Origin of the sequence: Marinobacter sp. BSs20148, assembly GCF_000283275.1 — a bacterium.
In the GTDB taxonomy this organism is placed as follows: domain Bacteria; phylum Pseudomonadota; class Gammaproteobacteria; order Pseudomonadales; family Oleiphilaceae; genus Marinobacter; species Marinobacter psychrophilus.
Map to the genome: position 1 here is coordinate 2,553,517 of NC_018268.1, position 25,282 is coordinate 2,578,798.

A 25,282-nucleotide genomic window follows, 5' to 3' on the forward strand; every position below is an offset into this window, starting at 1 on the left:
CATCAGGAGATGACCGACTATGACTGCAGATCACCAACGTTATGACGTCGTTATCGTTGGCGGCGGCGTAAATGGTACAGGCATCGCAATGGACGCTGCAGGCCGAGGCTTAAAAGTACTGCTTTGCGAAATGAATGATTTGGCTTCGGCGACGTCATCCAGCAGCAGCAAGCTTATTCACGGCGGACTGCGTTACCTGGAACACTATGAATTTCGCCTGGTGCAAAAAGCACTGGCCGAGCGCGAGTCGCTTTTGCGCAATTCTCCTCACATCATGTGGCCCATGCGCTTTCGTTTGCCACACCGGTCGCACTTGCGCCCGGCGTGGATGATTCGCGCAGGTTTGTTTCTATATGACCATTTGGCCAAGCGGGAAATTTTGCCCGGTTCCAAATCCATCCGTTTTGATGAGTCCGGTCCGTTAAAACCGGATATCACCCGCGGCTTTGAATATTCCGATGGCTGGGTAGACGACGCACGACTGGTGGTTCTGACCGCTAAAAAAGCCCAGCAATCTGGCGCCACCATTTTAACTCGCACCAAGTGCGTAGATGCGGTACGCGGTCGCGACGAATGGCAAATTACCCTTCGTGACACCGACACAAACGCAGATCAAATGATTTCTGCCAAGTGCATTGTGAACGCTTCGGGCCCTTGGGTAAGTTCATTGTTTGGTGAGAGTCTGTCGATGCCGGCGCCGAAAATGATCCGCATGGTAAAAGGCAGCCACATTGTAGTGCCCCGCCTGAACCAGGAAGAAGAGGCCTATATTCTTCAAAACGAAGACGACCGCATTGTGTTCGTCATTCCTTACGAAGATAACTTCTCGCTGATTGGCACCACCGACGTTGAATACGAAGGAAACCCGAAAGATGCCAAAATTTCGCCGGAAGAAACCACCTATTTGCTGAAAATTGTGAACTCGCACTTTAAGCGACAGCTGCAACCGTCTGACGTGGTCTGGTCTTATTCGGGCGTGCGCCCGCTGATGGACGGTGAAGAAGAGAACGCACAGAAAGCCTCCCGCGACTACACCTTTGAAGTGAGCGAAGAGAAAGACAAAGCGCCTTTGGTTTCGGTGTTTGGTGGCAAAATCACCACATATCGCAAATTGGCGGAAGCGGCTACCGATAAAGTGTGCCACTTCTTCAAAAACACCCAGGGCCATTGGACCAAAACGGCCGTGCTTCCAGGTGGCGACTTTGACAACCAGATTAATCTGGCCGCTTCACTCAATCAGGCCTATCCGTGGTTGCCGGAAAAACTGGTCAGCCGCTACGTGCGCACCTACGGCACAACGTCACGGGATATTCTGAACAATTGCGCTAGCGTAGATGATCTTGGCAAGCACTTCGTGGGCACGCTGTATGAGAGAGAAGTAGAGCACTTGGTCAGAAACGAATGGGCCATGACCACTGAAGACATCCTTTGGCGCCGCACCAAGCAAGGACTTTACGCCTCAGACATCGACGTTGCGGCATTGGACAGCTACCTGGCAGACAAAGAAGCAGCGTAACGCGACAAATCCTGTCCACGCTCTATTTTCTTTTCTCCATTCTCCAATACAGTGCCTGATACTTTCTCAGACACTTTTCTCCGGCCGGACTGTTCCGTCCGGAGTTTTTTTTGCCTGATATTAAGGAAAAAGTCAGACCTGACGTTGTTTTGTAAAAAAAACAAAATTGCAGTCCTATATGTCAGTTTCGTTGTCGTAATTCCAGAACACACTGGCGCCCTGTTCCGGACTGCTGGCGCTGCGGCGCATCCAACCAAACAGTTCACGGCCATGGCCGTGATGGGATGCCGCTAGGTTAGGTTTTACCGGTTCGCGACTGGCAAGAACCTGTTCGTCTAACAAAAGCTCCAGCGAACCGGTACCTGCATTCAGGGATATAACGTCACCATTGCGCACTTTGGCCAGGGCACCACCGGTAAGTGCTTCCGGATAAACGTGTATGGCCGCTGGCACTTTGCCCGAGGCGCCAGACATACGCCCATCGGTCACCAGCGCCACCTGAAATCCGCGATCCTGCAGAACACCCAGGTAGGGCGTCAGCTTATGCAACTCCGGCATGCCGTTGGCTTTTGGCCCCTGAAAACGCACAACCACTACGCAATCCCGATTCAGCTCACCGGCATCAAACGCGGCTTTCAGTTCGTTCTGGTCGTTGAATACCACTGCTGGCGCCTGCACTTTGTGATGCTGAGGTGCTACCGCCGACACTTTTATAACTCCACGGCCAAGGTTGCCGTTAAGCACCTTCAGGCCTCCGCCTTCGGCAAACGGCTTGGCAGCACTGCTCAGCACGCTCGGGTCAAGGCTCTTTGCCGGTGCCGGCTGCCAGGTCAGTTCGCCGTTTTTCAGCGCAGGCCCCCGGGTGTAACGCTCAAGACCAAAACCCATCACGGTTTGTACATCGTTGTGCAAATAGCCGTGGCTGAGCAGTTCGCGAATCAAAAAAGGTGTGCCACCGGCGTCGTGGAAGGCATTGATATCCGCTTCGCCATTGGGATAAATGCGGGTCATGGAAGGCACCACCGACGACAGCTCAGCGTAGTCGTTCCAGTCAATAATAACGCCGGCAGCGCGAGCAATGGCCACCCAGTGCAAGGTGTGGTTGGTGGACCCACCAGTGACCAGCAATGCTACCAGCGCATTTACAATGGACTTTTCATCCACCATGTCACCCAACCCTAGAGTGCCGCCCTGGGGTTTCGAAAGGCGAATAACCTGCTCTGTAGAGACACGAGTCAGCTGCTCACGCAAGGGCGTGCCAGGATTCACAAACGCACTGCCCGGCAGGTGCAGACCCATCACCTCAACCAACAACTGGTTGCTGTTGGCAGTACCGTAAAAGGTGCAGGTGCCGGGACTGTGGTAGGACTTACTTTCGGCTTCCAGCAGTTCTTCTTTACCAATTTTGCCCTCGGCGTGCAGTTGCCGAATGCGCTGTTTCTCTTTGTTAGGAAGCCCGGACGGCATGGGGCCGGCCGGCAACAGAATTGTTGGCAAGTAGCCGAAGCTGAGTGCGCCTATCAACAGTCCCGGAACAATCTTGTCGCAAATGCCCAGCAGCAATGTTGCATCGAACATGTTGTGGCTGAGCGAAACCGCCGTACTCATGGCGATGGTGTCTCGAGAAAACAGGCTAAGCTCCATACCCGGCTGGCCCTGGGTAACGCCATCACACATGGCCGGTGTACCACCCGCGAACTGGGCCATAGACCCCATGCCACGGGCAGCCTTACGAATAACATCGGGAAACGACGCGTAAGGCTGGTGCGCCGACAACATATCGTTGTACGCAGACACAATCGCTACATTGGCCCGGTTCATCAGCTTAAGAGTGTCTTTATCACCCTGCTCGCAAGCGGCAAAACCGTGGGCCAGATTACCGCAAGACAAGGTGCCGCGCTGGGGCGAACTGTTCTTCAACGCCTGCATACGGGTCAGATAATCTAGACGCCATGCTCGGCTGCGCTCAATAATTCTTTGGGTTACGCGATCAACGGTCGGGTTCATGGCAAGCTCCACTGGCAGCAGGTTTGTTTGATTATTTTGGCAAAAAACGTAGTTTTACGTTCGATTTCTTACATTTTACCGGTTTCAGTGTTCATTTGTTTGCGTTTTGTTGATACATTTACTACATCAGTCGTGTTTTCGAAAAAAGATCATCCGCACAGGAGTAAGATTATGACCATCCTAATCGCAATTAACGGGTTTGGCCGCATTGGCCGCAACACGCTTCGCGCTCTTTACGAGAACAATTATCGCGAGCAGATGCAGGTGGTCGCTATTAATGACCTGGGCGATGCCGAAACCAACGCTCACCTGCTCAAGTATGACAGTGTTCACGGGCGTTTTGCTGCCGACGTAAGCCACGATGCCGACTCCCTCAGCGTGAACGGCGACCGCATTGCCATCAGCGCGATCCGCAACCCCGTCGACCTGCCGTGGAAAGATCTGGGCGTAGACGTGGTGCTGGAATGCACAGGCCTGTTCACAACACGTGAAAAAGCCGCGGGCCATTTACAGGCGGGAGCGCGCAAAGTGATTATTTCTGCACCCAGCCCAGACGCAGACGCCATGGTGGTTTTCGGTGTAAACGACCAGATTCTGAACGCCGACCATCACATTATTTCCAACGCCTCCTGCACCACTAACTGCCTGGCACCGATTGCAGAAGCGTTGAACAATGCGGTCGGAATTGAAAGCGGATTAATGACCACCATTCACTCCTATACCAACGACCAGAATTTGAGCGATGTGTACCATTCAGACCTGTACCGCGCGCGCTCAGCCACCCAGTCGATGATCCCTACCAAAACCGGTGCCGCGGCCGCGATTGGTAAAATCATTCCGGCACTGAACGGCAAGCTGGACGGCCTGGCGATTCGTGTACCGACCATTAATGTATCGCTGGTCGACTTTGGTTTTATCGCGAACCGCGACACCTCCGTAGAGGAAGTCAACGCAGCGGTAAAAGCCGCGGCTGAAAAAAACAGCGTACTGGGATACAACCAGGAAAAACTGGTAAGCGTTGACTTTAACCATGACGCTCGTTCGAGTATTTTTGATGCCAACCACACACGCGTGATCGGGCGTCATGTAAAAGTCATGGCTTGGTATGATAATGAATGGGGTTTCTCGAACCGAATGCTGGATAATGCGGCTGCACTTATAAAAGTCAGCCAATGAAGGCAAAAGCCGACAGCCAGCCAAACCGCATAAGCGAAACACCTTCCCATTCTGAAAGGACACCCACTATGCTCCGGCGTACAAAGATTGTTGCCACCCTTGGTCCCGCTACCGACAGCCCCGAGTCTTTGGGCGCTATTATTGCTGCGGGTGTCGACGTTACCCGTCTGAATTTTTCCCACGGCACTGCGGAAGATCACGAAAAGCGCGCGCGCCTGGTCCGCGACACCGCCAAGGCACAGGGACGTTTTGTCGCTATTATGGCCGACCTGCAAGGACCAAAATTGCGCATTGCCCGCTTTTGCGACAATAAAGTTACCCTGACCGCCGGCCAAACCTTTGTGCTGGACGCCACCATGGACAAAGAAAGTGGCACCTCCGATTGCGTAGGCATCGATTACGAACAGCTTATCCGCGATGTAAAACCCGGTGACATTCTGGTGCTGGACGACGGCCGTATCGAAATGCAGATAGACGCGGTAGACGATCACAGCATCACCTCCACAGTTTTGATTGGTGGACCCTTGTCTAACAACAAAGGCCTGAACAAGCGCGGCGGTGGCCTGTCGGCTGAGGCGCTGACCGAGAAAGACAAGCAAGACATTGTTACTGCCGCCAGATTGGGCGCAGATTATGTTGCCGTTTCTTTCGTTCGCAACGCCGAAGACATGCACACCGCCCGTCGTTTGCTGAAAGAGGCCGGCTCTGAAGCAGGGCTGGTCGCAAAAATTGAACGCGCCGAGCTGGCCCACGATGACGCCGCACTGGATGCGGTTATCGAAGCTTCTGACGTGGTCATGGTTGCCCGCGGCGATCTGGCAGTGGAAATCGGCGATGCCGAACTAGTCGGTGTGCAAAAGCACATTATTCAGCGCGCTCGAATTCTCAATCGCGCGGTGATTACGGCCACCCAGATGATGGAATCGATGATCACCAACCCTATGCCCACCCGCGCCGAAGTGTCGGATGTGGCTAACGCGGTGATGGATTACACTGACGCCGTGATGCTGTCGGCAGAAACTGCTGTGGGTGATTATCCGGTGGAAGCGGTAGCCGCCATGGTGCGAATTTGCATTGGTGCGGAGAAACACCCCTCCATGCACCAGTCCAAACATCGGATGCACGAATCCATGGGACAAGTAGACGAAGCCATTGCTCTGTCTACCATGTACGCGGCCAATCACTTGAACGGCATAGCCGCTATCATCTGCCTAACCGAAACCGGTGCAACCCCGCGGCTAATGTCTCGTATCAAGTCCAGCCTGCCGATTTATGCGTTTTCACGCCATCACACCACCCAGCACCGAGTCGTGATGTACCGTGGCGTACAAACCGTACCCTTTGATGCTGCAAACTTTGCAGCCGAAGAGACCAATACCCAGGCGGTTGAGCAACTGGTAAAACGAGGCGTGGTGAAAGACGGCGACTTGGTTGTTGTTACCAAAGGCAACTTTACCAATGCCCAAGGCGGCACGAACTCCATGCAGATTCTGCGTGTTGGTGAACATCTGCACTAAACCGCGGGTTATTCAGACAAAAAAAACGCCGGCTTGCTGGCGTTTTTTTGTGTCTGTTCACGGCCTATTCGTGTGAACTTTACGTCTCAGTTACGCTACTCCACACGCCTAGTTCGGCTAGGCTTGCCCTGGCCAGTTCGCGGACTCTCGCCCAATCGCCGGTGACCACTGCGTCTTCCGGCGCCAGCCAGGTTCCGCCCACGGTCATCACGTTGTCCAAAGCCAGGTAATCCGCTGCGGTGTTTTGGCGAATACCGCCGGTAGGGCAAAACCGAACTCCGGCAAACGGTCCACTTAGCGCTCGCAAGCCCGCCGTGCCACCGGCCACTTCTGCTGGAAAGAACTTGAAACGGCGGTATCCCAACTGGTAACCACTCATTAATTCTGACGCCGTAGCAATGCCTGGCAGCAGCGGCACCTGAGCTTGCAACCCGTATTCCAGCAACGGCAGTGTGATTCCCGGTGTTACGACAAAATGCGCACCCGCCGCCTCTGCCTGCTTATACTGCTCTACCGTTAACACCGTACCGGCGCCTACAAAGGCGTCAGGAAGCGCCTTACGCAGAGCACGAATAGCATCCAGGCCGTATTCAGTGCGCAGAGTGATCTCGAACACCTTAAGCCCGCCTTGCATCAACGCCTCGCACAGAGGCACTGCGGTGTCTGGGTGATTAATGGTGATCACCGGCAGCAGCGGCGACAGGCTGACGATGTCGTCTAACCGCTGGCATTGGGCTTGCGCTTGAACATTCATCAATAAGGTCACTTTGCGGGGCTCCAAAAAATGTGCAAACCCGACCGCAGAAACACGCGGATTGGCATTTGCGCCCAGTTATCAGGTTCGATCAATGCCTTGCTTAGAGTGGCCAGTTTGTCGTCGCCCTGAATGTGCAGAATACAATTACGGGCGCCGGCAATGGCGCTGCGGGTCAGAGTGATTCTCGCCTGGGCTTGTTGTGGTGGGGTTATCGCCGCCAATTTACTGCCGTTATGCTCCGCCATGGCCGCGACCAGTTCCGGCGCATCCGGAAATAACGATGCGGTATGGCCGTCGTTGCCCATACCCAACACCACTACGTCCAGCGGCCAGTTCAGAGATTCAAGCCGCTGGCCAACCGCACCCAGGCCGGCTGAAGGACTTGCGACGTTTTCGTACAGTGGATGAAAACGTGCCACTGCAGCCCCTCCCTGCAACAGATGCGCGCGTATCTGGGCGCTGTTGCTGTCTGGGTGCGACGGATCTACCCAGCGTTCGTCTACCTGCACAACGTCTATACGCTGCCAGTCCAGAACTTGCTGGGCCAAAGCCTTAAACAGCAAAATCGGTGTACTGCCGCCAGACAACGCCACGCTAGCCCGCGGCGCTGCTTCAAGACGTTGGCGCAGAATCAACGCAATTTGCTCTGCCAATTTCCGGGCAAGGTCGGCCGGTGTTGCAGCCTGGAACCAAAATACGCCATTAGGCAATAAGGGCTTAAACATCTTCATACCAGTTTCGTCCGTCACGGGTTATTAAAGCCACCGATGCCACCGGCCCCCAACCACCTGCAGCGTAACGTTTTGGTGGCTCGCCGCTGTCTTGCCAATTGGTGATGATCTGGTCTATCCAGCGCCAGGCGTGTTCAACTTCGTCGCGGCGCACAAACAGGTATTGGTGGCCTTTCATGACTTCCCACAGCAGCCGTTCATAAGCTTCGGGGATGCGAACCTTGGCAAAAGTTTCGGCGAAACTCAGTTCCAACGGCCCCTGGCGCAGGCGCATGCCTTTATCCAGGCCTTGGTCTTTGGTGAGTATTTTCAGCGCCATACCTTCGTCTGGCTGCAGGCGGATAATCAATTTATTGTTGGCCAGATGTTTCTGGTCCGGGTCAAAGATATAGTGCGGTGCCGGTTTGAAATGAATTACGATTTGGGAAAACTTTTCAGGCAGCCGTTTGCCTGTGCGGATGTAAAATGGCACACCGGACCAGCGCCAGTTATCGATTTCTACTTTCAGGGCGACAAAGGTTTCGGTATCACTGGATTTATCAGCACCTTTTTCATCAAGGTATCCGGGCACCGCCTTGCCCTCGCTGGAACCTGCAGTGTACTGCCCGCGCACCGCGTAATGTTCCATCATGGCGGGCGTAATTTTGCGCAGAGCCTTCAGTACTTTCACTTTTTCATCGCGAATGCTGTCTGCCGACAAATCAGACGGTGGATCCATGGCAATCAGGCACAGCAGTTGCAAAAGGTGGTTCTGAATCATGTCACGCAATTGCCCGGCCTTGTCGAAATAGCCCCAACGCCCTTCAATACCCAAGCTTTCTGCCACAGTTATTTCCACGTGAGAAATGTGGTTCTGATCCCACTGGGAGGCAAAAAGATTGTTGGCGAAACGCAGGGCAATCAGATTTTGCACGGTCTCTTTGCCCAGATAATGGTCAATACGGAACAGCTCACTTTCAGCGTATACCTCACCCAGTGCATCATTGATGACCCGCGACGATTGCAGATCATGGCCAATGGGTTTCTCAACCACCACCCGAATGTTCTCACTGCAACAGTCGGAATCTCGTAGATTGCGCGCAATCACCCCGTACAACGACGGTGGTGTAGCCATGTACACAATCAGATTGTTATTGACGCTGTCGCGCCAACCGTTCAATTCCGGGTAACTCTCGCGGCAGCTGAAATCAAGGCTGCGGTATTCCACCCGCTGCACCAGACGCTCTACAACCAATTGGTCAAATTCTTCAGCCGGAACCCGCTGGCGCAAATTATCGGCAATCTGCTGGCGCACGTCGTCAGTGCTGTGCTCGTGCCGGGCCAGTGCCAGAACACGGCTTCCTTCAGCAAGCAATTCCGCGCGCTCAAGCTGGTAAAGCGCCGGAAACAGTTTGCGGTTGGCCAGGTCGCCCAAAGCGCCAAAAATCATCAAGTCGCAGCGAGTATGGTCTGATTTGGTCATTGTAGTAATTTTATCCAATAATCGTCGCTAAAATGTGAGCATCTCATCATTTAACCCCACTTCCGACACTTTTACTACACCCCAAACCCGTCAAACAGGGTATAATTTTTAAAAATTCGCATCAAACATTTCGTATCAACCAAAGTAATCAGGGAGCTTCAGGCATGGCTGCAACTACCCTCACCCATTCCCGCCGGGATGACAATCTGCTTGAGGATATTCAGCAGAGGCTGGAGCAGCTCAACAAATCCGAGCGCAAGGTGGCAGAGGCCATCATGCGCGACCCCAGCGCCGCAACGCGTTACAGTATTGCCGCGCTGGCGCGGGCGTCTGACGTTAGCGAGCCGACGGTTAACCGTTTTTGCCGCGGGTTCTCCGCCACCGGTTTTCCCGACTTCAAGATTCGTCTGGCACAAAGCATTGCCACCGGCACTCCCTATGTCGGTCAGAACGTTGAGCCCGACGACACGGTGGCAGAGTTTTCCGACAAAATCATACTCAGCACCATGGCGAGCCTGGATAAGGCACGCCAGACGCTGGATGCCAAGGCACTGGCGCAGGCCATCGATTCGCTGATTCAAGCCAAGCAGATCAGCTTCTTTGGCATGGGTGCCTCGGCGTCGGTGGCGATGGACGCCCAGCACAAGTTTTTCCGCTTCAACATACCCGTTACGACTTACGACGACGCCTTGATTCAGCGAATGGTGGCTGCTGGCTCCAACGTGGGCGATGTGATTGTGGCTATCTCTTACACCGGCCGCACCCGAGAAACCGTGGAAATAGCACAAATTGCCCGCGATAACGGCGCCACAGTCATTGGCATTACCAACCCTCAATCGCCCCTGGCGGCAGTGTCCAGCGTGGTGTTACCGGTGATTTCGCCGGAAGATACCGAAGTTTATATGCCCATGTCGTCGCGTATTATCCAGCTTACCGTCATCGACATTCTGGCTACTGGGGTGACGTTAAAACGCGGTCCGGATTTTCTCAGCCACTTAAAAAAGATTAAAGAAAGCCTGCGCCCTACCCGCCTGCCACTGACGCAACCCTGACAGCACATGCGCTAAAAGCAACGTTGACGTTAGAAACAAAAAAACCCGAACCGGAGAGCCGGTTCGGGTTTTTTTACTCTCTTTGGGCGTCATCCTGCCCTGGCGTTTCCCTAGCTTTGTTCTAGCTGCGTACTAAAACTGTACTACGGACGCTCCACCTCGGCGTTATTCCGCAGCCACTGTTGGTAAGCCGTATATTCGCGCTGGCCGTCCAGTGAAGCCAGAAACTCCTGCAACTGCAAGTATTCGGTGCTGTCGGTGTTGACCTCGCCTTCATTAACCTTATCCAGAGCGATTATAACGGCACCGTTGCCGGTAACAGTGTGGCCATAGCTGACGCCACCTGCTTGTGGGCGCGGCAACGCGTAAACCGTCTGCATGACCCCACCGCCTAATTCCGGCGCACTGCGCGGCTGTTCGATGTACGTCGTCCAGCTGTCGTCGGTGATATCCTGCAACGATTCGCCGGCCTGTAACTGCGCGGCCATTTCGCTGGCACGGGCCACCAGCGCGGTACGGGTTTTTTCGGCCTCCAAATTGCTGCGAATAGCGTCCCCTACGTCGGCTAGCGGCAACATCTCTGCCCCGCGATAAACCCGCACGCGGGCGACCACAGCGCGATTGTCGGCAACGTCAATCAGCTCGGTGTTATAGCCACCGCTCAAAACGTCTTCCGAAAACAGTTGGCGCACCAGTCCGGCATGGTCAAACGGCTCACCGCCGCCGTTACGGGTAATATTGTCAGCCTGGCGAAGCTCAAGATTCAGGTCTTTCGCTGGCCCTTCCAGATTGTCGGCCGCGTAAGCCGAGTCCGCCAGTGTTGTACGTGCCTGGGCATAAGCTTCACGCGCTTGCTCGCGGGCCAGATCGTCACGCAACTGCGCAGCGACGTCAGCCAGGGCGGGCACGTCTGAACGGCGAACGTCGTTCACTTTGATCAGGTGTACGCCAAAGCTGGTGCGAACCGGGTCTGAAACAACGCCGGGTTCAAGGCTGAACAGAGCCTCATCGAAGGCCGGGTCGTAAACGCCACGGCCGGCAAAGCCCAGATCGCCGCCCTGCTCGCCAGAAACCGTATCAATCGACAGTTCCTGCGCCAGCGCTGCGAAGTCTTCACCGTCAGCCAGGCGCTGTTGGATACTCTCAACCAAGGCGTTTGCATCGGCGGTGTCTTCAATCAGGATATGCGCCGCTCGGCGCTCTTCGCGAGCCAGGTCGGCCTCGCGACTTTGGTAATAAGTCAGCAACTCTTCGTCGCTGATGACGATGGCGTCAGCAAGCGCGGTTAGCGATAACACAACATAGCTGACATCGACTTGTTCGGGCTGCTGAAACAAGTTTGGATTGCTGTCGTAAAACGCTTGTATGTCATCGGCGCTGACGTTCACCTGGTCAGCCACGGCATTGGCCGAAATACTCAACAGGCGGAAGTCGCGGGTTTGATTTTGAATCTTCATCAGCCGCGTAATGCTATCGCTGGTGACAACGCCACTGGCGACGATACCGGCGCGAATCTGGTTGACAACGGTTTGCTTGCGCATGGCACTGCGGAATTCGCCAACGCCCATACCCGCATTGCGGACGACAGCAACAAACTGATCGCGATTGAACTGGCCGTTTACTTGAAACTGCGACATCTGGGTGATCAGCGCATCAACATCGGCGTCCGACAACGCCAGACCCTGCTCGTCTGCATCCTGCGCCAACACCTGCTCTTCAATCAGTGCCTGCAGTACGTCAACTCGAATCTGATCTTCGTCCAACAGAGAAGGATCCGGCCGTTCCATACGGGACAGGCGATTCTGGCTTTCCAGCTGCACCACCCGCAAAAATTCGCGCTCAGTAATGTCTTGGCCATTCACCGTAGCCACTTCCGGTTCGCCACCGAAGCCGCCAATAATGGCGTCCATTCCCCAAACGGAAAGCGATAAAATCAGCAAGCCGATAATAACCTTGGCAATGGTGCCCTGAGCGTTTTCCCGCATATCTTGAAGCATGTATCTCCCGAATCCCTGTTCAAGGTCGTGCTGTGCCAGCGAATGCCGGCGGATTTTTCGTCGTCATCAACGCCACTCTGGCGTTGATGACGTAAATCTGTCGCTGTTAACGTGAAAAGGCGCATTCAGTGTGGAATGCGCCTTTAATATCTCTGGCGCAGCTCCAAAACTCGGAGCTGCCGTCAAAAAACCCGTTACTTAACGGCGTCTTTCAGGGCTTTACCTGCTTTAAAACCAGGCACTTTAGAAGCTTTAATCTGAATCTCGGCGCCTGTCTGCGGGTTACGGCCAGTACGGGCAGCTCGTTCTTTCACGGAGAAAGTACCAAAACCAATCAACGTTACCTGGTCATCCTTTTTCAGGGCGCTGGTAATGGATGTGGTCATGGCATCCAGAGCGCGGCCAGCGGCGGCTTTGGAAATATCAGCAGACTCTGCAATTGCATCAATAAGTTCGGACTTGTTCACACTAAACCCCTTCGTTTTCAGGTTGAAGATGTTATAGGTCGGTGGATCTCAAACGCAGAGACTATTGCACATACGTTTACAGAATTCCATTCGGCAATTATTTTTATTCCTTGCGGCAACAATCCGTGAGTCGGAGCGGTAAACCGTCAATCGGAATAACATTATATAACGCGGGAGCCCTTGGTACAGGCTGCTTCACGGCGAAACAGTTATACCAATGGGCTCTTCCGTGTGTCAACAATTCATGTCGGGTTTAGTGCGTATTTGGGCGTTCGTTCGATTCTGCGTCGTCACCACAACCGGCCTTGGCGGCCGATTTTGCAGCGATCTCACCTGCCATTACCTCCGGCGAATACACCAACGCAATGTCCAACACTTCGTCAATCCATTTGACCGGACGAATCTCCAGAGACTCTTTTATATTTTCAGGTATCTCTTTGAGATCTCTGACATTTTCATCAGGAATTAGAACCGTTTTGATGCCTCCCCGGTGCGCTGCCAACAGCTTTTCCTTAAGCCCGCCAATGGGCAGAACTCGACCCCGCAGAGTTATTTCACCGGTCATGGCAACGTCGCTGCGCACCGGGTTACGGGTTAACGCCGACACCAGTGCTGTACACATACCAATACCAGCGCTGGGGCCGTCTTTTGGCGTCGCGCCCTCGGGCACATGCACGTGCAAATCGTGTTTTTCATGGAAATCATCGGCAATACCCAGCGCTTTAGCGCGACTGCGCACAACAGTTAATGCCGTCTGGATAGACTCCTGCATAACGTCGCCCAGCGAACCGGTTTTCACCACCCGACCTTTGCCCGGCGTAAGCGCACATTCGATGGTCAGTAATTCGCCGCCCACTTGGGTCCAGGCCAGACCGGTCACTTGGCCAATTTCGTTATTTTCTTCTGCTAGACCGTATTTGAATTTCTGCACGCCAGAATAGTCTTCCAGCATCGCCGGCGTTATCGCTACCTGGCTCTTATCGCCGCTTGAGACGTGCTCACGCACCACCTTACGGCAGATCTTGGCAATCTCGCGCTCCAGTCCACGCACTCCAGCCTCGCGGGTGTAGTAACGCACCAGGTCGCGCAGAGTTTCTTCCGGAAGATCCAGTTCTTTGTCGCGCAGACCGTTGGCTTTCGTCTGCTTGGGCACCAAGTAACGCAGAGCGATATTCACTTTTTCATCTTCGGTGTAACCTGGAATGCGGATAATTTCCATACGGTCCAGCAGCGCCGACGGAATATTCATCGAGTTCGAGGTGCACACGAACATCACATCCGACAGATCGTAATCCACTTCCAGATAGTGATCGTTGAAGGTGTGATTCTGTTCCGGGTCTAGCACTTCCAGCAGGGCAGAGCCGGGGTCTCCGCGCTGATCCATGCCCATCTTGTCAATTTCATCAAACAGGAACAGCGGATTTTTCACCCCGACTTTGGCCAGTTTCTGCAGCAGCTTGCCAGGCAAGGCGCCGATGTACGTTTTGCGATGGCCGCGAATTTCAGCTTCGTCACGCACGCCACCCAAGGCCATACGGGTGTACTTGCGATTAGTGGCGCGGGCAATAGACTGCCCCAAAGAGGTTTTACCCACTCCAGGAGGCCCTACCAGGCACAACACCGGCCCTTTGATCTTCTTCACCCGGGTTTGTACTGCCAGGTATTCCAGAATCCGGGTTTTTACCTCGTCCAGACCATAATGATCTTCATCGAGTATTTCACGGGCCCTATCAATATCGTGGCGCACCCGGCTGCGCTTTTTCCAGGGCACCGCTAACATCCAGTCGATATAGCCACGAACCACTGTGGCTTCCGCCGACATCGGCGACATCATTTTCAGCTTGTTCAGCTCGCTTTCCGTTTTTTTACGAGCTTCTTCCGGCAGACCGGCGTCTTCCAGTTTCTGTTCCAGTTCCTCAAAATCGTTATTACCGTCGCCCATCTGGCCTATTTCTTTCTGGATGGCCTTCATCTGCTCGTTCAGGTAATACTCGCGCTGGCTGCGCTCCATCTGTTTTTTGACCCGGCCACGGATGCGCTTTTCTACTTCAATCAGGTCAATTTCACCGTCCAGCTTGCCCAACAGCAGTTCAATTCGCTCACGGGTATCCAGCGCTTCGAGCAGCTCCTGCTTTTGCGGGATCTGCAAGTCCAGATGGGCAGCAATGGTATCCACCAGGCGCTCTACGCCGGTAATCCCGTTGAGCGCACCAGAGACCTCGGCCGGCACCTTTTTGGAAAGCTTCACAAACTTCTCGAACTCTTCCATCAAGGTCTTACTGAGCACTTCTTCTTCGCGCTCCGGCAAGGGTTCTTCGTGCAGAATTCGGGCGTGTGCTATCAGGTAGTCGCCATCTTCGATCTGTTCTAGCGCGGTACGCTCGTTGCCCTCTACCAGAACTTTCACGGTGCCGTCTGGCAATCGCAGCATCTGCAGGATAGTGGCCAGGGTGCCAATGTTGAAAACGTCGCTTACACCGGGGTCGTCTGTGGCCGCATCACGCTGAGCAACCAGCAGAATTTCCTTGCCGCGCTCCATCGCCGCTTCCAGCGCTTGAATAGACTTCTCTCGGCCCACAAACAGGGGCACAACCATGTGCGGGAACACCACCACGTCGCGTAGCGGGAGCAGTGGGTAAACTTTCACGGTTTCTTCGGGTGTCCGGGTCATAGGGAATCCTCTGACGGGGTATTAATAGAGAGTTTTAATCGGCATTACATCAATCATTGGGGCATCTGTGGCATAAAAAAAGGGGCTAATTAGCCCCTTTTTCAGTCATTACGCGGATTTAGCAAATCAATCGTCCGGCGCAACTTTGGCCAAGTCGTTGTTGGCGTAAATCTTAAACGGTTCAGAATCACCGCTGATCACGCTTTCATCAACCACTACCTTGCACACATCCTGTTCCGACGGGATCTGATACATGGTGTCTAGCAGCGTTGCTTCCATAATCGAGCGCAAACCACGAGCACCCGTATTGCGTTCTTTCGCTTTACGAGCCACCGCGCGCAGGGCTTCCTCACGGAAATCCAGTTCTACACCTTCCATTTCGAACAGCTTCTGGTACTGCTTGGTCAAAGCGTTCTTGGGCTCGGTCAAAATCTGAATCAGGGCGTCTTCGTCCAGCTCGGTCAGGGTCGCCACAACCGGCAAGCGGCCGACAAACTCCGGAATCAAACCAAACTTCACCAGATCTTCGGTTTGAACATCTTTAATGATCTCACCGGGGGATTTGATGTTGTCCTTGCTCGCCACTTCTGCTGAAAAGCCGATGGATGAACGCGCGGAACGTTGCTGTATCACCTTATCCAAACCGGCAAACGCACCACCGCAAATAAACAGAATATTGCTTGTGTTCACCTGCAGGAATTCCTGCTGCGGATGCTTGCGGCCACCTTGGGGTGGTACCGAAGCCACGGTGCCTTCAATTAGCTTCAACAGCGCCTGCTGCACACCTTCACCAGACACATCCCGGGTGATGGAGGGGTTGTCAGACTTGCGGGAAATCTTGTCAATTTCATCGATGTAGACAATGCCACGCTGGGCTTTCTCGACATCATAATCGCATTTCTGCAACAGTTTCTGAATGATGTTTTCAACGTCCTCCCCCACATAACCGGCTTCGGTCAGGGTGGTAGCGTCGGCGATGGTAAAGGGTACATTCAGTACCCGCGCCAAAGTTTCAGCCAGTAGAGTCTTGCCGCTGCCAGTAGGGCCAATCAGCAGGATATTGCTTTTACCCAGCTCGACTTCGGCCTTACCCTCACCGTAGCGCAAACGCTTGTAGTGATTGTATACAGCAACTGCCAGAACCACTTTAGCCCGGTCCTGGCCGATCACGTACTCGTTCAGTGTTTCACGAATTTCGGCCGGTGTCGGCAGACGATCGCTGGCCTCTTCCTGAGCATTTTCCTGAATTTCTTCACGGATAATGTCGTTGCAAAGGTCAACGCACTCGTCGCAGACGAACACCGAAGGCCCCGCTATGAGCTTCCGGACTTCGTGCTGGCTCTTTCCACAAAACGAGCAGTACAGCAACTTGCTGCTATCGTCACCTCTGCCGTTTCTTTCGTCTGCCATTGAAATACCTCTGATCTCTGTTTGCCGGCGGCGATTAAAAACAGAACGCCACGCCGGCCACGGATGGAGCGTGTTACCCAAGTATTATTTATTCGGTACGCGCTTATCAAGTACTGAATCGATCAGGCCATAGGCCTTAGCCTGGATCGGATCCATAAAATTGTCGCGATCGGTGTCGCGTGAAATGGTTTCTAGATCTTGGCCGGTATGGTGCGCCAGAATGGAATTCAGGGTGTGGCGAATCTTGAGAATCTCACGGGTGTGAATCTCGATATCCGTTGCCTGGCCCTGATAGCCACCCAGCGGCTGATGAATCATCACCCGCGAGTTGGGCAGGCAAGCACGTTTGCCCGCAGCGCCGCCCGCCAACAAGAATGCACCCATGCTGGCCGCCTGGCCCACGCATAAAGTCGCAACGTCGGGTTTGATAAACTGCATGGTGTCGTAAATCGACATACCCGCACTGACCGAACCACCCGGGCTATTGATATAAAGATGGATGTCTTTGTCCGGATTTTCTGATTCCAGAAACAGCAACTGTGCCACCACCAGGTTGGCCATTTGATCTTCCACCGGGCCTACCATAAATATAACCCGCTCTTTCAACAGGCGGGAAAAAATGTCAAACGAACGCTCGCCGCGCGCAGTTTGTTCAATAACCATCGGCACCAGAGCGGCACTGGTAGACATTGCGGGACCGTCAATCGGTTTTTGCATCATGATGCGCCTGAACTCCTTATGAACAATGGGCGTGAACCGTTGTCACCACTTTACGCGGCCTGTAGCCACAACAGCCTACAGGCGTTTATAAAGCGGGCAACGACCACTTGGGCCAACCTAGAAAAGACAGCCGGACATGCCGACTGCTTGCAATGATCGTTTGCGCCGGCTGCTAGCGTTCGCAACCGGCCAACCATCAACGCTGGGTTTGACCCGCCTGAATGGCCTCTTCGTACTTCATGGCCTTTTCAGTTACTTGGGCCTGACCCAGCACATATTCAACCACTGCGTCTTCCAGAACGGTAGATTCTATCTGGGACTTCTGCTCCGGGCTGCTGTTGAAGTGTGCAATCACTTCCTCAGGTTGTTCATACGTAGACGCAATTTCCTGGATCTTTTCTTCTACTTTTTCCGCGTCGGCGGTCAATTCGTTCTTTTTGACCACTTCCTGAAATAACAACCCGGTCTTCACGCGACGCGTAGCCTGCTCTTCAAAGATTTCCTTGGGCAACTGCTTGAAGTCCATCTGGCCGCCGAAACGCTGAACCGCGTCCTGACGCAGACGATCAATTTCCTGATCAACCAAGGACGCCGGAACGTCAAACTCTGTGCTGTTCAGCAGCGCGTCAACCACGTCATTTTTGACCTTGTTGGAAACCGCCTGTTTGAGCTCACGCTCCATGTTCTTTTTCACTTCGACGCGGAACGCAGCTTCGTCTTCGGCTTCAATACCGAACTTCTTGAAGAACTCGGCATCCAGCTCTGGCAGCTGCGGCTCTTCCACTTCGTGGATCGTGATCTGGAATTTGACCGGCTTACCTTTCAACTCTTCGTTGTGGTAATCCTCGGGGAACGTCAAGTCAATTTCCAATTCCTCGCCGGCCTTACTGCCCACGATGGCTTTCTCGAAGCCTGGGATCATCTGGTCAGAGCCCAGAGTCAAACGATGTTTTTCAGCCGTGCCGCCTTCGAATTCTTCACCGTCGATGGTGCCTTTAAAATCAATAACGGCGATGTCTTTGTTCTTGCACTTGCGTTTGACAGACTTCATGGTGGCCTGCTGGGTGCGCAGGTTGTCAATCATGGTGTCGATGTCTGCGTCGGCTACATCAGCCTGGGGCTTCTCGATGGTAACTGCAGACAGGTCTCCCAGCTCGATTTCCGGCAGCACTTCGAAGATGGCCACAAACTCAAGGTCTTTGCCTTCTTCCATAGTCTTGGGTTCAAAGCGTGGCCAGCCAGCGGGATTAAGGTCCTGCTCCTTCAACGCCTTTACGTAATTGTCGCGCATGATTTCGCCAACAATTTCCTGACGCACGCTCTCACCAAAACGACGCTTTACCACGCTCATAGGCACTTTGCCCGGGCGGAAACCATTCAGGCGTACGGTGCGCGCAGTTTCCTGCAGGCGCTTCTGAACCGCCTGGTCAATTTCTTGGGCGGGCACACCAATCGTCATATGACGTTCGATGTTGGAAGTCGTTTCAACAGACACTTGCATGGAGAATCCTCAAAATCAGGTTCGGACAATGGATGAATTTAACGCTTAAAAGCTCTCGGCGACACGCAGCCGCAGAAGCACTGAAAAATTAAAGCCGGCAGTTTATCACGGTTTGCCGTGCCGAGAGAATCACCTGTTTGCAACAAGCAACTGTTGACCGCACAAACGCCCATCAGACGTCACCGGGAATACCCAGGTCTGCAATCATTTTTCGGGCCTGAGCCCGCAGTTTGTCGGCCTGCACCCGCACAAACACGGAGTCGCCACGGCAGGTCATAATGTCGCCGGCCCAGACTTCACAAATCACCCGCGACTTGCAACCGACTTCACCTTCTACCCAGGCCTTTAGAGTCAGTTCAACGCCCATAGGTGTTGGTTTTTTATAGCCAATACCCAGATGCCCGGTGACGCATTCAATGGGCTCTTCGCCGTCGCCGGCGGTACGGCCATCCTGGCGGTAATGATAGGCGATCGAGGTGTGGTTGGAGTGACAATCAACCAGCATCGCAATCAGGCCACCGTAAACCAGCCCAGGCCAACCGATATAGCGCGTGTCGGGTGTAAACCGGCAGATGACCGATTCGCCATCGTCGCTCCAGTGGCTTTTAATCTGCAAGCCTTCTGGGTGAAGCGGCCCACAGCCGAAGCACTGACCGTTTGGCGTGGATAAATCTTGTAATGCAACGCTAGAATTCGTCATAAAAGGCTACCTATATAGTACATTCAGCAATGAGCCGAAAATTAGGTCGGCTATTTCAAAAATGCTTACTATACGAAAAAACCGGTTCTTCTTTATCCGATACGCTGGTCTATATAACCTTTTTTTCAGAAACCACAAAAAACCCCGCAGGCGCGAACCTGCAGGGCTTTCAAATAATGGTGCGGGTGGAGGGACTTGAACCCCCACATCTCTCGATACCAGAACCTAAATCTGGCGTGTCTACCAATTCCACCACACCCGCATAATTCTTTTGCACCCGCCTGATTTTGGCTGCCGCTGATCCAACACTTCTACTAAAACAAAAAAACCGGAAACCCGCTGTTGCAAGGTCCGGATCTGGCTCGAAGCGGTAAAATGGGGTGGACGAAGGGGATCGAACCCTCGACCGCAGGAGTCACAATCCTGAGCTCTACCAACTGAGCTACGCCCACCATATACACACGCCGAAGCGTGAAACACCATCAAAACCACTTGGAAGACTTTGCTGCCCCTGACCGAAGCTAAATGGTGCGCCCGGCAGGACTCGAACCTGCGACCACCGGCTTAGAAGGCTGGTGCTCTATCCAGCTGAGCTACAGGCGCATTAACCGCTTGCCCACCTGAACAGTCAGAAAAGTGGTCGGGGTAGAGAGATTCGAACTCCCGACATCCTGCTCCCAAAGCAGGCGCGCTACCAGGCTGCGCTATACCCCGTCTGAACTGCACAACAACGTGTGTCAGCAAAGTTGGCGCAGATATTAGCGGCGACGAGGGCCTTCGTCAACCATCATTTGAAAAGTTTGTTAAAAAAACGCCCAGTGAACGCGCCCAAGCCTTTAGAATCCGGGCGTTAATTGGCCTGAACCCGGAAGCATGCGACAATGCTGAGCCTTTTTAATCGACCAATTCACGTCCAACCCATAAAGACGAACCATGAGCGCCGAACTGATAAATGGAAAAAAGATTGCCACCCAGGTTCGCCATCAGGTGGCCGAAGGTGTAAAAGCCCGCCTCGACAAAGGTCTGAGGGCGCCTGGCCTGGCGGTGGTTCTGGTGGGCAGCGATGCTGCATCACGGGTTTACGTGGGCAACAAGCGCAAAGCCTGCGAAGCGGCAGGCATTGTGTCGCTGTCTTACGATTTAGCGACAGATACCTCGCAACAAGCTCTGGAAAGCCTGATCGACGAGTTGAATGATAACCCACTGGTAGACGGCATATTGGTGCAACTGCCCTTGCCCGCCCAGCTGGACGCCGACCCCATTTTGCTGAAGATTCGACCGGATAAAGACGTTGACGGCTTTCACCCGTTCAACGTCGGCCGCCTAAGTCAGCGCAGACCCGTTATACGCCCGTGTACACCGGCCGGTATTATCACCCTGCTAGACAGCATAGGCACTCCCTACAAAGGCCAGCACGCGGTCATTGTAGGCGCTTCTAACATCGTTGGCCGCCCCATGAGCATGGAACTGCTACTAAAAGGCGCAACCATTACCGTGTGCCACCGTTTTACAGCGGATCTGGAGCGTTTTGTGCGTGACGCCGATATATTGATTGCCGCGGTGGGCAAACCCGGGCTGATCAAAGGCGAATGGGTAAAACAGGGTGCGACAGTGATTGATGTGGGCATTAACCGGATGGAAGACGGCACTCTGCAGGGCGACGTGGATTTCGCCGCTGCATCGGAGCGCGCCGCCTACATTACTCCGGTACCAGGTGGCGTCGGCCCTATGACCATTGCTACTTTGCTGCAGAACACATTGCACGCAGCAAACATTCTGAGCAACGAATAATTGCATGGCACTCTTGCTCACGATTACAGAGAGAGCAGCCGAAAAAAATTTGCCTGGGCATGACATTTCGACTGCCCTCGTCAATACCATTTCGCGTTGCCCTGCAAGTTGCTCAGTAGAGAGCACTTGCCTGAACTATTATGTATATTGTCCGCTTAGCAGGCATCCGGCGTTGGGCACAATGGGCGCCAGACCCAACGCTTTTAACATCTGAAAAGTCGTGCAGGTGGCGGCCGACACTACCGGTAACCTGATGCTGTCTTCAACCTGCTGAATGGCCGCCAGTGATGGCATTTGAACACAGGCGGACAGCACTACCGCGTCTGCATCGACCCACTTTAGACGCTTGACGATCTCCAACAAATTCAGCGGATCCTGACGCCCAACCTCAAGGTTGTCAGGAATTTCCAGCGCAATGCTATCGACCACCTCAATACCTTCGGATTGAATGTAATCCACTACCATTTGCGTCAGTGGCTTCATATAGGGCGTAATAATCGCCACTTTTTTGGCTCCTAATGTCGCCAAGCCTTCCACAAGGGCACCTGCACTGCTGATCACCGGAGTCGGGAAACCATTATCAATGGTTGCTTCGTGCAACCGTCGCTGAGACTGCCGATGGTAACCCGCACCACGACTCATAATCGCGATCAGGCAGGCGTAACCCATCACGTCCACTTGGGCATCAGAAAGCTCAAGTGCGCAGCGACCGGACTCATCGTCCATGGCCGCCAGCTCCTCGCGGGTAACCTTTTTCATCCGCATGCGACTGGAGTGAAACGTAAAGCGCTCCGATGCAACCGCTTCGCGCGCGCGAAACATAGCAGGAATTTCCGTTTCCATCGTGGTGTTGGAACTCGGTACGATTTGGCCGATACGATAGCTTTTATTGATCATGAACATCTCTTTGCGCTAAATATGGATTAGGCGTCGGCGTAAATGTCTTTGTATTGATCCCGCAACTGATTTTTCTGGACTTTGCCCATTGTGTTGCGGGGTAAGCTGTCAACAAAAAACACCCGTTTAGGTTGCTTGTACTTGGCCAGCTTGTCAGACAACTCAAACAGCACATCGGCTTCTTCGACCTTGGCACCCGGCTTCAAAACCAATACGGCCGTCACACCCTCGCCGAAATCGGGGTGTGACACACCGATCACCGCCGACTCCACAACGCCAACCATTTCATCAATAACCTGTTCAACTTCCTTCGGATAAACGTTGAAACCACCTGAAATCACCAAGTCTTTGTCACGACCAACTATATGGATGTACCCGCGCTCATCGAGCATGGCGAGATCGCCGGTTACGAAGAAGCCGTCATCAAGAAGTTCGGCGCGGGTTTTCTCGGGCATACGCCAATAACCGCTGAACACATTAGGGCCGCGAACTTCCAACATACCAATATCGCCGGGCGCGATTGTCTTGTGAGTCTCGGCATCGGTGATTCGAACTTCGACGCCGGATAAAGGCATGCCAACGGTACCAGCAAGACGCTCACCATCGTAAGGATTCGAGGTAATCATATTGGTTTCAGTCATCCCGTAGCGTTCAAGAATGGCGAACCCGGTACGCTGTCGGAATGCATTGTGAGTGTCGGCCGTCAGGGGTGCAGAACCAGACGTAAACAAACGTATATTAGCGGTGAGCTCAGGGGTCAGGCGTGGGTCCTGCAAAAGGCGGGTATAAAATGTTGGCACACCCATGAGCACGGTGCCATCCGCCATAGCGCCAATAACGTTGTCGACGTCAAACCGGGGCAAAAAGTACATGCTGGCGCCGGACATCAGCACAACGTTGCAGGCTACAAACAAACCGTGAGTATGAAAAATAGGCAGGGCATGAATCAACCGGTCGGTTTCGGTAAAACGCCATGCCTCTGCCAACGTTTTGGCATTAGAGCCCAGGTTACCGTGGGTCAACATGGCGCCTTTGGAGCGTCCAGTCGTACCAGAAGTATAAAGAATAGCCGCCAGATCGCCATCAGCCCTGGTTTCAATACCTGAAAACGGTGTCGCGCCGGCGGTCTGTTCCATCAACGTGCCGTCACCCTTTGTACCCAGAGTGACCACCTGAGGGCAGCCGGTATCTGCCGCAACCTGGCTGGCCGCTTCAAGGGAATCGGGCCGGCAAACAAACAGAGCTGGCTCTGCATCGCCTAAAAAGTACCCGATCTCCGACGCGGTATAACCCGTGTTCAAGGGCAAATACACACCACCCATGCGCAAACAAGCAAGGTAAAGCAAGATGGCCTCTGGGCTTTTGTCGACCTGCACAGCCACCCGATCGCCTAAACTGACCCCCAAAGATATCAAAGTAGCGGCCAGAGTGGCGCTCATATCGAGTGCCTGGGCATAGGTGTAGTTGCGCCCTTCTGGTGTGGTGATGAAATTTGCATTTTGGCGAGCGCGCATACGGGTTGAGAAAGTTTCAAACAGGTTATGGCTCATTTTTCAGACTCTCCTTTGAGCAGCTTGCGGCTCCGGCGGCTAAGATCACGAACGCCTGATGAACACACAGTGGTGCCGCTGGTGCTGTATTGCTCATGATTGCGTTCAATGTTGTCGAGTACATACAGGTAATTAACCATAAGCCCGGCAGATTGCTTCATGCCTTTGGCCGACGTATCGCCGAGCCAATTGATGCGGTGCAGTTCAGCCCCATTACCCAGATGAAAGCGGGCAACCGGGTTCAGTGGCTGGCCGTTAGTGGTTTTTTCTTTCAGTAAGTAACGTGCCGCCAACGGTTTAATGACGCTACTGAGACGCTCCGAAAGCTCTTCGTTCTTTTGCCACGCAGGATCATCCAAATGTTTGAGTGTTGCCTGGGCTTCTGGGCTTAGCATGCCCGCATCATCGGAGCAGGTCGTTTCCAACCATATGCGGAAATTGGGCACCGGCGATAAAGTCACAAAGTATTTCAAGTTAGGTAGCTCTTGCTTCAGTTCCTGCACCACCTGCTTTATCAGAAAATTACCGAATGAAATGCCCCGCAACCCAACCTGACAGTTACTAATACCGAAGAAAGCCGCCGTATCAGCGGACTCAGGATCGTCAATATCGTAGCTGTCACTATCCAGAATAGGCTGAATCTGGCTAGGCAATCCTTTGTTGAGCGCAACTTCAACAAAAATCAGCGGTTCATCACCAATAGCGGGGTGGAAAAAACCGAAACAACGGCGATCCCTGGCATCCAATCGGCGCCGAAGATCATCCCAGTCCTGAATTTCATGCACCGCTTCGTAGCGGATAAGTTTTTCCAGGATATTGGCAGGCGTATTCCAGTCAATGCGCTTCAGCACCAGAAAGCCCCGGTTAAACCACGAGCCAAAAAGGTGCATAAAATCCGAATTAATGGCTTTAAGATCTGCACTATTAGCCATCAAGGCGAGCATGTCCTCGCGCATTTTCACCAGCTTGTGCGTGCCACCACTGGACAGGTTAAGCCGTCTTAATAACTCTTGCCGCCGTGGCTCGCAGGATTCAAACAAAGTCTCAAGATTTTCATTGGTTCGTGATGCTTTATAAGCCAGATAAGCTCGATCAATTTGCTCAGGCTCGGCTGAAAAAAGTATAGCCAACTGTTCAAAAAAAGAACGTTTTTCGTCATCGTCCAAACGGGCATAAATTTCCAGCGCCCGACTAGCGAGGCTTATACTTGAAGCCTCACCGTCGCTTTGTAACAGGGCCTGGCAGGCCGTTATCAGCTGACTGTGGGTGCAATGGTCAATGCCGCCAATGCGCCGCCAAACAGAAGCTTCTCGCTGGGTAATGCTGTTAAACAGCTCTTGCAGAAAACTCATGTTCATAA

General features: G+C 53.5%; 19 protein-coding genes and 4 tRNA genes. 5 read left to right on the forward strand and 18 right to left on the reverse strand.

What is annotated here, in order from left to right:
* The first annotated feature begins 19 nt into the window (after window positions 1-19).
* Window positions 20-1,516, forward strand: a complete 1,497-nt coding sequence (gene glpD, locus MRBBS_RS11585) for a glycerol-3-phosphate dehydrogenase (RefSeq protein ID WP_014871709.1) — start codon at window positions 20-22, stop codon at window positions 1,514-1,516.
* A 174-nt stretch (window positions 1,517-1,690) separates the two neighbouring features.
* On the opposite strand, the gene edd is transcribed toward glpD, so the two are convergent.
* On the reverse strand, window positions 1,691-3,523 hold the full coding sequence (edd, locus tag MRBBS_RS11590; protein ID WP_014871710.1) for a phosphogluconate dehydratase: 1,833 nt from the start codon (window positions 3,521-3,523) through the stop codon (window positions 1,691-1,693).
* Window positions 3,524-3,694: 171 nt separating this feature from the next.
* On the opposite strand from edd, the gene gap reads away from it, so the two are divergent.
* Window positions 3,695-4,699: a type I glyceraldehyde-3-phosphate dehydrogenase gene (gene gap, locus MRBBS_RS11595; RefSeq protein ID WP_014871711.1), complete on the forward strand. Its 1,005-nt coding sequence runs from the start codon at window positions 3,695-3,697 to the stop codon at window positions 4,697-4,699.
* 68 nt (window positions 4,700-4,767) lie between these two features.
* Window positions 4,768-6,216 (forward strand): pyruvate kinase, encoded by a 1,449-nt coding sequence (gene pyk, locus MRBBS_RS11600; protein ID WP_014871712.1) that lies wholly within the window; start codon window positions 4,768-4,770, stop codon window positions 6,214-6,216.
* A gap of 79 nt (window positions 6,217-6,295) precedes the next feature.
* Here pyk and MRBBS_RS11605 read toward each other — a convergent pair whose 3' ends face one another.
* From MRBBS_RS11605 to zwf, 3 genes are read right to left on the reverse strand one after another with little or no spacing between them, the layout of a single operon-like run.
* On the reverse strand, window positions 6,296-6,970 hold the full coding sequence (locus MRBBS_RS11605; protein ID WP_041635608.1) for a bifunctional 4-hydroxy-2-oxoglutarate aldolase/2-dehydro-3-deoxy-phosphogluconate aldolase: 675 nt from the start codon (window positions 6,968-6,970) through the stop codon (window positions 6,296-6,298).
* A gap of 8 nt (window positions 6,971-6,978) precedes the next feature.
* Complete coding sequence (pgl, locus tag MRBBS_RS11610) at window positions 6,979-7,704, reverse strand: 6-phosphogluconolactonase (protein ID WP_014871714.1); 726 nt, start codon at window positions 7,702-7,704, stop codon at window positions 6,979-6,981.
* Window positions 7,691-9,166, reverse strand: coding sequence for a glucose-6-phosphate dehydrogenase (gene zwf / locus MRBBS_RS11615; RefSeq protein ID WP_014871715.1), 1,476 nt, complete (start codon window positions 9,164-9,166; stop codon window positions 7,691-7,693). Before zwf ends, pgl begins: the two co-directional genes overlap by 14 nt.
* A 164-nt stretch (window positions 9,167-9,330) precedes the next feature.
* Between zwf and MRBBS_RS11620 the strand changes: the two genes are divergently transcribed.
* Complete coding sequence (locus MRBBS_RS11620; RefSeq protein WP_014871716.1) at window positions 9,331-10,218, forward strand: MurR/RpiR family transcriptional regulator; 888 nt, start codon at window positions 9,331-9,333, stop codon at window positions 10,216-10,218.
* 143 nt (window positions 10,219-10,361) lie between these two features.
* Here MRBBS_RS11620 and MRBBS_RS11625 read toward each other — a convergent pair whose 3' ends face one another.
* From MRBBS_RS11625 to MRBBS_RS11675, 11 genes are all read right to left on the reverse strand, one after another.
* Entirely contained in the window at window positions 10,362-12,215 is a 1,854-nt protein-coding gene (locus MRBBS_RS11625; RefSeq protein ID WP_014871717.1) for a SurA N-terminal domain-containing protein, read from the reverse strand.
* Window positions 12,216-12,409: 194 nt separating this feature from the next.
* Entirely contained in the window at window positions 12,410-12,682 is a 273-nt protein-coding gene (locus MRBBS_RS11630) for an HU family DNA-binding protein (RefSeq protein WP_007352523.1), read from the reverse strand.
* Between the two features lie 253 nt (window positions 12,683-12,935).
* Window positions 12,936-15,353, reverse strand: coding sequence for an endopeptidase La (gene lon / locus MRBBS_RS11635; RefSeq protein WP_014871718.1), 2,418 nt, complete (start codon window positions 15,351-15,353; stop codon window positions 12,936-12,938).
* Between the two features lie 126 nt (window positions 15,354-15,479).
* Window positions 15,480-16,763 (reverse strand): ATP-dependent Clp protease ATP-binding subunit ClpX, encoded by a 1,284-nt coding sequence (clpX, locus tag MRBBS_RS11640; RefSeq protein ID WP_014871719.1) that lies wholly within the window; start codon window positions 16,761-16,763, stop codon window positions 15,480-15,482.
* Between the two features lie 84 nt (window positions 16,764-16,847).
* Window positions 16,848-17,483: an ATP-dependent Clp endopeptidase proteolytic subunit ClpP gene (gene clpP / locus MRBBS_RS11645; RefSeq protein WP_014871720.1), complete on the reverse strand. Its 636-nt coding sequence runs from the start codon at window positions 17,481-17,483 to the stop codon at window positions 16,848-16,850.
* A gap of 196 nt (window positions 17,484-17,679) precedes the next feature.
* Complete coding sequence (gene tig, locus MRBBS_RS11650; RefSeq protein ID WP_014871721.1) at window positions 17,680-18,984, reverse strand: trigger factor; 1,305 nt, start codon at window positions 18,982-18,984, stop codon at window positions 17,680-17,682.
* Window positions 18,985-19,156: 172 nt separating this feature from the next.
* Complete coding sequence (locus MRBBS_RS11655; RefSeq protein WP_041635272.1) at window positions 19,157-19,684, reverse strand: PaaI family thioesterase; 528 nt, start codon at window positions 19,682-19,684, stop codon at window positions 19,157-19,159.
* A 177-nt stretch (window positions 19,685-19,861) separates the two neighbouring features.
* Window positions 19,862-19,946 (reverse strand) — tRNA-Leu (locus MRBBS_RS11660).
* Window positions 19,947-20,060: 114 nt separating this feature from the next.
* Window positions 20,061-20,136 (reverse strand) — tRNA-His (locus MRBBS_RS11665).
* Window positions 20,137-20,210: 74 nt separating this feature from the next.
* Window positions 20,211-20,287: transfer RNA gene (locus MRBBS_RS11670), tRNA-Arg, on the reverse strand.
* A 34-nt stretch (window positions 20,288-20,321) separates the two neighbouring features.
* Window positions 20,322-20,398: transfer RNA gene (locus tag MRBBS_RS11675), tRNA-Pro, on the reverse strand.
* A gap of 219 nt (window positions 20,399-20,617) precedes the next feature.
* Here MRBBS_RS11675 and folD point away from each other — a divergent pair.
* Entirely contained in the window at window positions 20,618-21,475 is an 858-nt protein-coding gene (gene folD, locus MRBBS_RS11685) for a bifunctional methylenetetrahydrofolate dehydrogenase/methenyltetrahydrofolate cyclohydrolase FolD (RefSeq protein WP_014871723.1), read from the forward strand.
* A 138-nt stretch (window positions 21,476-21,613) separates the two neighbouring features.
* Here the strand turns inward: folD and MRBBS_RS11690 are convergent, their stop codons facing one another.
* The 3 genes from MRBBS_RS11690 to MRBBS_RS11700 are packed head-to-tail and all read right to left on the reverse strand — an operon-like array spanning window position 21,614 to window position 25,280.
* Window positions 21,614-22,369: an Asp/Glu racemase gene (locus tag MRBBS_RS11690; RefSeq protein WP_319795907.1), complete on the reverse strand. Its 756-nt coding sequence runs from the start codon at window positions 22,367-22,369 to the stop codon at window positions 21,614-21,616.
* A 29-nt stretch (window positions 22,370-22,398) separates the two neighbouring features.
* Entirely contained in the window at window positions 22,399-23,922 is a 1,524-nt protein-coding gene (locus tag MRBBS_RS11695; RefSeq protein WP_014871725.1) for a malonate--CoA ligase, read from the reverse strand.
* Window positions 23,919-25,280 carry a malonyl-CoA decarboxylase gene (locus MRBBS_RS11700; RefSeq protein ID WP_014871726.1) on the reverse strand — a complete coding sequence of 454 codons (1,362 nt, stop codon included), beginning with the start codon at window positions 25,278-25,280 and terminating at the stop codon, window positions 23,919-23,921. The genes MRBBS_RS11695 and MRBBS_RS11700 overlap by 4 nt, the downstream gene beginning before the upstream one ends.
* Window positions 25,281-25,282: the final 2 nt, after the last annotated feature.

Excerpts from the sequence above, each read along its gene's own strand:
- MRBBS_RS11695 (WP_014871725.1), bottom strand. The coding sequence starts at position 23,922 with ATGAGCCATAACCTGTTTGAAACTTTCTCAACCCGTATGCGCGCTCGC.
- pgl (WP_014871714.1), bottom strand. The coding sequence starts at position 7,704 with ATGAAGATGTTTAAGCCCTTATTGCCTAATGGCGTATTTTGGTTCCAG.
- clpP (WP_014871720.1), bottom strand. The coding sequence starts at position 17,483 with ATGATGCAAAAACCGATTGACGGTCCCGCAATGTCTACCAGTGCCGCT.
- clpX (WP_014871719.1), bottom strand. The coding sequence starts at position 16,763 with ATGGCAGACGAAAGAAACGGCAGAGGTGACGATAGCAGCAAGTTGCTG.
- MRBBS_RS11620 (WP_014871716.1), top strand. The coding sequence starts at position 9,331 with ATGGCTGCAACTACCCTCACCCATTCCCGCCGGGATGACAATCTGCTT.
- folD (WP_014871723.1), top strand. The coding sequence starts at position 20,618 with ATGAGCGCCGAACTGATAAATGGAAAAAAGATTGCCACCCAGGTTCGC.
- MRBBS_RS11700 (WP_014871726.1), bottom strand. The coding sequence starts at position 25,280 with ATGAACATGAGTTTTCTGCAAGAGCTGTTTAACAGCATTACCCAGCGA.
- pyk (WP_014871712.1), top strand. The coding sequence starts at position 4,768 with ATGCTCCGGCGTACAAAGATTGTTGCCACCCTTGGTCCCGCTACCGAC.
- MRBBS_RS11655 (WP_041635272.1), bottom strand. The coding sequence starts at position 19,684 with ATGACGAATTCTAGCGTTGCATTACAAGATTTATCCACGCCAAACGGT.
- edd (WP_014871710.1), bottom strand. The coding sequence starts at position 3,523 with ATGAACCCGACCGTTGATCGCGTAACCCAAAGAATTATTGAGCGCAGC.
- MRBBS_RS11605 (WP_041635608.1), bottom strand. The coding sequence starts at position 6,970 with ATGAATGTTCAAGCGCAAGCCCAATGCCAGCGGTTAGACGACATCGTC.
- gap (WP_014871711.1), top strand. The coding sequence starts at position 3,695 with ATGACCATCCTAATCGCAATTAACGGGTTTGGCCGCATTGGCCGCAAC.
- zwf (WP_014871715.1), bottom strand. The coding sequence starts at position 9,166 with ATGACCAAATCAGACCATACTCGCTGCGACTTGATGATTTTTGGCGCT.
- lon (WP_014871718.1), bottom strand. The coding sequence starts at position 15,353 with ATGACCCGGACACCCGAAGAAACCGTGAAAGTTTACCCACTGCTCCCG.
- MRBBS_RS11625 (WP_014871717.1), bottom strand. The coding sequence starts at position 12,215 with ATGCTTCAAGATATGCGGGAAAACGCTCAGGGCACCATTGCCAAGGTT.
- glpD (WP_014871709.1), top strand. The coding sequence starts at position 20 with ATGACTGCAGATCACCAACGTTATGACGTCGTTATCGTTGGCGGCGGC.
- tig (WP_014871721.1), bottom strand. The coding sequence starts at position 18,984 with ATGCAAGTGTCTGTTGAAACGACTTCCAACATCGAACGTCATATGACG.